The 7,566-nt window shown below is 56.1% G+C and carries 6 protein-coding genes; 2 read left to right on the top strand and 4 right to left on the bottom strand.

What is annotated here, in order from left to right; genetic code table 11:
* Positions 1 to 478: 478 nt before the first annotated feature.
* The 3 genes from M7Q83_RS13505 to M7Q83_RS13495 all read right to left on the bottom strand — a co-directional run bounded on the left by M7Q83_RS13505 (position 479) and on the right by M7Q83_RS13495 (position 4,004).
* Positions 479 to 1,732: a YbfB/YjiJ family MFS transporter gene (locus M7Q83_RS13505; RefSeq protein ID WP_298339937.1), complete on the bottom strand. Its 1,254-nt coding sequence runs from the start codon at positions 1,730 to 1,732 to the stop codon at positions 479 to 481.
* The gene (locus M7Q83_RS13500) at positions 1,732 to 2,313 is read right to left on the bottom strand and encodes a TetR/AcrR family transcriptional regulator (RefSeq protein WP_298339935.1); all 582 of its coding nucleotides are present in this window, start codon (positions 2,311 to 2,313) and stop codon (positions 1,732 to 1,734) included. Before M7Q83_RS13500 ends, M7Q83_RS13505 begins: the two co-directional genes overlap by 1 nt.
* Positions 2,314 to 3,092: 779 nt before the next feature.
* On the bottom strand, positions 3,093 to 4,004 hold the full coding sequence (locus M7Q83_RS13495; RefSeq protein WP_298339932.1) for an HNH endonuclease: 912 nt from the start codon (positions 4,002 to 4,004) through the stop codon (positions 3,093 to 3,095).
* A 454-nt stretch (positions 4,005 to 4,458) separates the two neighbouring features.
* Between M7Q83_RS13495 and M7Q83_RS13490 the strand changes: the two genes are divergently transcribed.
* Both M7Q83_RS13490 and M7Q83_RS13485 read left to right on the top strand, forming a co-directional pair.
* Positions 4,459 to 4,875 carry a GNAT family N-acetyltransferase gene (locus M7Q83_RS13490; RefSeq protein ID WP_298339929.1) on the top strand — a complete coding sequence of 139 codons (417 nt, stop codon included), beginning with the start codon at positions 4,459 to 4,461 and terminating at the stop codon, positions 4,873 to 4,875.
* A 452-nt stretch (positions 4,876 to 5,327) separates the two neighbouring features.
* Positions 5,328 to 5,678 carry a DsrE family protein gene (locus tag M7Q83_RS13485; RefSeq protein ID WP_298339926.1) on the top strand — a complete coding sequence of 117 codons (351 nt, stop codon included), beginning with the start codon at positions 5,328 to 5,330 and terminating at the stop codon, positions 5,676 to 5,678.
* Positions 5,679 to 5,953: 275 nt separating this feature from the next.
* On the opposite strand, the gene dinB is transcribed toward M7Q83_RS13485, so the two are convergent.
* Positions 5,954 to 7,099, bottom strand: coding sequence for a DNA polymerase IV (gene dinB, locus M7Q83_RS13480; protein WP_298339922.1), 1,146 nt, complete (start codon positions 7,097 to 7,099; stop codon positions 5,954 to 5,956).
* Positions 7,100 to 7,566 lie beyond the last annotated feature (467 nt).

The raw sequence follows: 7,566 nt of genomic DNA, 5'->3' as shown, positions 1-7,566 counted from the left end.
CCCATGCAAAACCAGTGACCGTACCCGTGCAATTTAGGTGTCCGTGAGTGTGCAGGTTTTCGTGACCGTTAACAAATAACTCCGCTGAACTGGGACCACGACTCAGATCCGAGCCAAATTCATCCATATAAATGCTAGGAGAGCCGGAATTGGATTGGCATCCATAAGTAGCCCTACGGCGAGTTATGCCGGAAGTAACGACTGTGGAAATGGAGGCTCTGGCCTCCCGGTGATTTCCGGTCAACGGGAGGTGAAACTACCGTCGACGAATCAGTAAGTGAACGCCAAACGAGCAATAGCAAGTTTGTATAGGTTTTATGTAACGGTGTTTGAGACCTGTTTTCTAAGCCGAAGTTCCCCCTCCAGGAGTACTCCACCCCAGGTGAGCGGTCTTTCTACGTGCCTACAGTAGGCAGGGACTTTTGGAATAAGTCCAGTTAGAACGCCTTAAGGGAGGACTTCAGGGGGTAACTTCGGTCTAAGGTTCGACGCGCGCAGTTGGGTTTTGACGCGATTGCGAGTTGTCGACCGGTCGTTGTGCGAGCGCGACGAGACCAGCGATGATCAGCAGGCCGGCTGAGACTCCAAGCCCCAAGCCCAGACCTGACGATCCCTCGGAGATCGCCCCGGTGAGTACCGGCCCGATGATTTGGCCCACGGCAAACACTACGGTGAGTGTCGCGATTGCCGGAGTCCAGTGGTGTTGAGGAAGCGAGCGCCTGGCCACTGATGTGACTGCCGTCACTACGGCGAGGAAGGAACCCCCGAAGAGGACAGCAGATGCCATCGCGATGGGCAGGGAACGAGAGATCAGCGGCAGGATCGCGCCAACGGCAAGCGTCGCGAGGATCACGGCGAGACCACGTGCTCGGGCCAAAGCGGAGATTGGCCGTACCCAGAAGAAGGCCCCGATGATTGAGGAGGCGCCGAGGAGACCCCAGAAGAAGACGATCTCGGTCGCGCCAGCCCCGCCGTTGTGTAGAAAGGCGACAATAAAGGTCATATAGGCGATATAGCCGACACCAAATAAACCATAAGAGCTGAGCATCGGTACAAACTGTCGTGCCGGCCAGTGGCGATCGTGGTGTGGTTGGGGTGGTGGTTCAGACGTCCCTCTTGTCGCCAACCAGGTGGGAATCAGCGCAGCGATTCCAATGAGTCCAAGGAGTATCCAACCCCAGCGCCAACCGGTTGTTGGTGGAAGATAGGCCAGTAGAACGGGGATAGATAGACCTGAGATGACGATGCCTGCTCCGCCTCCCGCGAAGTAGATGCCAAGGAGGAGCGCTGGCTTGTGGGCGATTTGACCAGCTGCAAGCTGGGCAACGAGTCCCGCACCAGTGATAAAGGCGATGGCTCCAGTGATTCCCGCGAGCGCGCGCAACAAGAGTAAGATCGTGGTGTCTCCACTCGTCGCGGTGAGAAGTAGTGAGACTACTGTGATGTTGAGCGCTGTCAAAAAGGATCGGCGAGTCCCGAAACGGCGAGCGAGTGATGCAGAGAAAAGTGCCCCTACAAGATACCCCATGGCGTTTGCACTGTTCATGGCCCCGGCTGTGCTGAGTGACCACGAGAGTTCTGTACGCATCGACGGGAGCAGCAGCGCGTAGGCAAAGCGAGCGAGGCCGAGCACGACCGCTGGGCCGAGGGCTAGACCCAGTACGGTAGCGGTCGTCCGGTCTCTGGCACCCCCGTTCCCCGATCGAATTTGGTCGGTAGGTGACGTGCTCATCAACTATCCCCGGCGATCGTGTTGTGTTGGATGAGAACTGTGGCCACCTTTCGAGCATCCTGAGCAGCGCTGAGGTCGCCCTCGACGAGCACTCGTGCATTTGCACCGTCGATGAGTAGCATCAATTGCGCTCCAAGGCGGTTCGGTTGGTAAAGGCCCGCATCGGCCGCCAGTTGCGCGAGATAGTCGCGTAGCCAGCGCTTGTGAATGCGCACGACCTCCCTGGCGGGATGTGAGGTATGAACCAACTCTGCGGCGGCGTTGACAAAGGCACAGCCGCGCCACCCTTGAGTCGCATGCCAGTCCGCCAGCCAGTCAAAGACAGCCAAGATCTGCTCGACGGGCTCTTCGGCCGTCGAGTGAACCCATCGATCCAACGATATAGCTCGCTCGTGGTGAAGGTGCTCGAGCGCAGCAACGAGCAGAGAGTCTTTGGATGGGAAATGAACGTACAGTGTCGGTCGCGAGATTCCTGAGCGTTGGAGTATTTTCTCAATGTTGGTGGTCTCGAAGCCATTGGTGTAAAACAGCTCCGATGCTGCTTCGATGAGACGACTTTTGGTGTCCTGGCTTGAGGTCATCTCGATATACTAACTGGTCAGTTAATATTTCGTGCTCTCTGGGGTCCGGCGGCCCATTGAGCCCGGTCCGCTTCGATCGTGGCGAGGTTCGCAGTGCCTGTTGTGTTGCTCGTTGGCGTTCGAGTGGAGCTGTTGGAGGCGGGGAGTACCTGGTGGATTGGTCTCACCATACTTGGCTGAGTTGCTCTCGCTCGGAACATCGCGGTTCACTGCGCTCGCGAGTACGGAGTATGACTCCAGATCCGAAAGAGATCGATAAGGTCGAGCCTTGTCTAGGTATCGGGGATTCGGCGGGCTAGAGGTTACTCACCCAGCGCAATCGACGCTCAGCGGTGACAAGAGCGACCGACATTGCTCCCTCAAAGTCACATGAGAGCGACCCAAACGACCCAACGTGTTTGGCCGACCGAGACTTGAGTAGCGGTAATGACGAGGGAGCATTAACGACTACTCGGCTCATCTAGCGGCACGTGGACCAGTGCGATGGCGTCGATGTGTGGAGATTCGTGGTTGGTGTACTGGTGTTCTCGAGTTCGCATTGCACTCGTAGCTACTGGCCACGCGGTGGGCACGTCGGTTCAGCATCGGGTAAAGATCACACAGATAGTGGAGGGGTAGACCACCAGTCGGGTAAGACGATGAAAGAGAGGACTAGGTGCCTTGCGGTGCTCGATCCTAAGTAGGACGGTTTTTTGTGGTTTGTTGGAAGGTACTCAGGCCCAACACCTGGTGAGGCAACCTCGGTCGTAGAACGTCTAAGTTTCAGGTCATGAGAGAAGTTACTTCGTGCTGCGAAATTCCTCATATCGTTCCAGAAGGCGGGCTCTGTCGGGACGTGACGCGCGTTCCTTGGGAAGTACGAGCTGGGTCCCATTCATTTCCTTGAGGCCATGTTGGAGCATCGGGCCATCGATCTCGCGTAGAAGTTCTGGTTTTACCTCCACGACGAAGTCGGGGCGGATGCCCAAAAGATTGCGGTCAAAGGCGGCATGATGGAGCTTGCACAGTGTCAGCGCATTGGGCACAATTGGCAGTCCTTGCGGATGGCTATCGGGAAGAATATGGGCAGCATCGAGTAGTTCGGCGTGATGGAGGCGACAAATCGTGCAGGTCGAATTGTAGGCGTGGAGGACTCGTGCTCGGAACGATGGTTGGTGCAATCGGGCCTTGGTCACGCTGGTGCGGTACTCGCGCTGAAAGGTGTCGATCGAATCAAGGTCATGCCCATGGAGGTATTGGTCAACCGCTATGGCGAACTCGTGGCGTGATTGGTCCTCAGCTTCGACATAGACGGGATAGATGGGTAGGTAAATACCAGGTGCGATGCCAACAAAGTAGGCTAGGGGTAATCCCGTCTCCATGGCATGACGCAACGCCCTGTTGTCTGAGTGTCCTTCGTCTTGTCCTCGGTATTTGTAGCGAACCAAGCCATTGGAGCCAACATCATCAATATAAGGAGGAACCGCCGACGGAGGGGTATAGGTGGTTCGAATGGTCAATGCCCCAGGGTGGCCCTGAACCTTTCGGATTCCACTTTGTACAATGAGTCGGATGGGTTGACCTTGGATCTCAAAGGTATTGATCACGCGAGAGGAGAGAAACTCCGCCTGTGCCCCCGCAAGGCAACGGTCTAAATGATCAAACATTGCCTGACGGAGTATCGAATCGTCGTCGGCTTGGAAATTCCTCACTGCCTCAAACCTTAGTGCATCGGGTATCTCAGGTCGCTGGTGAACGGCAAGTCAATCCAGAAACTGGTAACCGACTTCCATGGCGTTGCCGCGAGTTTGCGCGTTGCTGGTATGGCTATGCCAGCCCAGGCGTTCCGATAGTCACGCGCGAACAAACTCCACGCACCCTTGATTTCGTCCAATCTCCGCAGGTGCTTACGCAGATCAGAGGTGGCTGGCTTTGGCCACGTTGCCCACCACCTATGCGCATCGCTCACCTCACATATGGTACGGTCAAAGCAATCGAGCAAGTGGCATCGATCGACCATGTCTCGTGATCATGCCATGCTGCTGGAAGAGAGTGACACTCTGAACTGACAGGACTGCCGAGATCATACTCGCAAAATGATCACCGACTTGTCGATACCGGTAGCGATTTCACCGCTTATTCCGGAGGGCCGGTTAGATTGAGTGCATGCGGGCCCCAGTCGATTTCAGAGAGTACCAAGAAGGTGATCTTGGTGGAGTACTCGCCTCATGCGACCAAGAGGGCTGGAGCTCCTATGTCGACGACAGGGATCGAGCGCGAAAGGTCTTCACCTCGCCAGGGGTTGTATCCGTAGTTGCCATTGCCTCCGGGGATGTTATCGGGTTCGCTTACTTCCAAACCGACAGGGCGATCCAAGCCCACCTGTCCCTTCTCGTGGTCGGACGGAGTTTTCGAAGAGCCGGTGTTGCCAGGGGGATCGTGTCCTACGTGTTCCCGCTACTGGGCGCGACAAGGGTCGACCTCATCACTGATACCGCCGAAGACTTCTATCGCTCCCTGTATCACAAGGAGGAGTCGGGCTTCCGGCTCTATCCACCAGGCATTGCCACCCGCGACGCATAGGTTGTATCGTTCGTCCCGCACGGCGAAGATGGATCGAGTTCGAGAGGGGATCAGTCGTGGCGGGCGCATAGACCTATGCCAAGCCGCCCTGCACGACCTTTGGAACGCTACTCAAGAGAGCACTCGAGACGCAACACTGTCCGAAAGGCTCGGCGGGTGGATCCCTTCTCCAGCTGGATTGTGCATGGTTGCCCGGGCGATTGCTGACCGTCGCACGGACGATCATGAGCTGAATTGTTACACCTTCGTATGGCAGTTGTATTTTTTCAGGGCCCTAGACGATGGGCAAGTGGAGCCGTTGAGTTGATGGTCAGCTTTTCTCTTGCAGGCACAGCGACGCACTCATAGAAAGACCAGGCATTGGTGAAGGTGGCTACCATGAAGAGGAGATCTATAGGGCTGCATGCTAAGAATTGCGTACGCCCTATTGATGAGGAGGAGTAGTGGAGTCGATGGGAAGACCAACACTTGTCGTATTGACAACTGGGAAGGAAGCCTTCGTTAGGGCGAATGCTGTGCTCCAGATGACGCTCATGGTTCGCAGGACAAAACAGGAGATGCCTGTCGAACTCTTGCTGCTCGGTCCTGGTGTCGAGGTGCTGCGTTCCAATCAGAAGAACTCGCCACAGTTCGAGCAGCAGCTTGCTGGATTGCGAGAGGCTGGGGTAAGGATCACTGTCTGTGAGGTCTCCTTAGAGAGTCTTGGGCTTACCAAGGATCAGATGTTCGAGTGTGAGACGGTGAAGGGTGGTGTGGAGGTGGCTACGAAGCTGGCGGAGGATTGGAACGTTCTTACCTTTTAGCTGCTATTCCTCGTAGTGTGCCAACGTAGTATTCCTAAAAGGCCACAGTCACACGCGCCCCTGCGCTCGCGAGGCTCGCGTAGCCCGTCAGACAGCGGTTTTGTTACCACCGCCTGGTACCTCACATGGCATCAACGAAGGAGGGAGTGGGTGGGCTAAGCGTCTCCTCACCTGCAGCCTTTTGCCCTGCAGTCTCGAATGGGTGACTGGTAAAACTCGGATTTCTCTCCACCAAGAACCGTGTCTCTGAGGGAGGGTATCGAGCGTGAGCTTCATCATGGCGTTGTCCCGTTGAGAGCGAGCTCGTCCAACAAGCTGAGCTGATCGACGCTGACCGCATCTGTCTCGGTGTTTACCAAGCCGCTGAGCGCCACTCCTAAGAGTCGAACCGATGGATAGACACCTCGATCGGAGGGGATGGCCCTCGTGAGGAGTGTCGGCAAGACGGCCGAAATGGCCTCTCGATGCCAAATTGGCTCCGAGACGGTGAGTGCCCTGGTCACTGTCTTGAAGTCTGGGAAGCGTACTTTGATACTTACGGTCCGTCCCGCAAGACCTAACGCAAAGAGATGGGACGACACCCGTTCTGTCATCTCGATGAGAACCGTCATCATGTCCAGCCTGTCGTTGAGGTTCGTTTGGAAGGTTTGCTCACAGCCGACGGATTTGCGCACACGGTTAGGTTGGACAGGACGCAGGTCGATCCCGTTGGCTATTTCACCAAACCAGAGGCCAAGTTTGCCGAAGTGGCTAACCAGTGTCTGCTGCGATGCATTACGGAGGTCAAGAACCGTATGGATCTCCAATTTGGCCAGCTTGTCTACGGTTGCTGGTCCGATGCCATGCAGCTTGCTCACGGGGAGGGGCGCTAGGAATGCTAAGCCACGCTCCGGCGGAATCACCATTAGCCCATTTGGTTTGCGCCAGTCGGAGGCGAGTTTTGCGAGTAATTTGTTATACGACACCCCCGCAGAGGCGGTGAGGCCGGTCTCGCGCTCGATGCGTGCACGGACATCCTTGGCGATTTGGACCGCTAGGAGCCCATCCGAGGTAGCCTTCGTCACGTCAAGAAATGCCTCGTCGAGCGAAAGGGGTTCCACGAGCGGGGTGTAGCTATGCAGAATCTCCATGACCTCTTGAGATGTGCGTCGGTAAACGTCCATTCGTGGACGGATAAATACCCCCTGAGGACAGAGTGACTTGGCTCGAGAAGCGGTCATGGCGGAATGGACACCGAAACGACGAGCTTCATAGCTGCAGGTCGCTACGACTCCGCGCCCTAGTGGATCTCCACCGACAATGACCGGTTTCCCCAGTAGTTCAGGGCGGTCTCTCTGCTCAACAGCGGCGAAAAAGGCATCCATGTCCACGTGAATAATCTTGCGAATGTGCGAGGTCGTTCCCTCAACTTCGCTTGGCAATTATGAACTCCTTGAGCATCGACGCCATGGGGTGAAACAACTCTGTTGAATTCTAACACCGTAGAAGAACGTGCGCTGACAGTGCGCTACCAGCAGGCGATTGACTCAGATCGTGGACTGAGGTGCGCACCGTGTCTTGGCGAGCGCGGGCACATGGTTCGAGCCTTGTCTGTGTGCTCCAAAGACATGAGGACCTGCCTCATCACGAGGTTGCGTGCACGAGCAAATAGGTTCCTGGATAGCTCGGGGAAAATGCGCTTGACAGGTACCTCTTATTCCTTCCCGGTATCGATTGATCGTTGACGACTCAGATGCCACCAGACATGGCTATCGATCGGGTGACGTTGCTTGTTTGCCAGACGACGGGACAGACTGGAAGTACTGGTTGGGCTTAGGACGCAAGCAATAATAACCTGAACAGTTATGGGGCAGGCTGCTGGTTCCGCGGTCTCAGTCGGTAGTTCCAT

It is taken from the genome of Ferrimicrobium sp. (assembly GCF_027364955.1).
Taxonomy (GTDB): Bacteria; Actinomycetota; Acidimicrobiia; order Acidimicrobiales; family Acidimicrobiaceae; genus Ferrimicrobium.
This window is presented reverse-complemented; position numbering and strand designations above follow the sequence as displayed.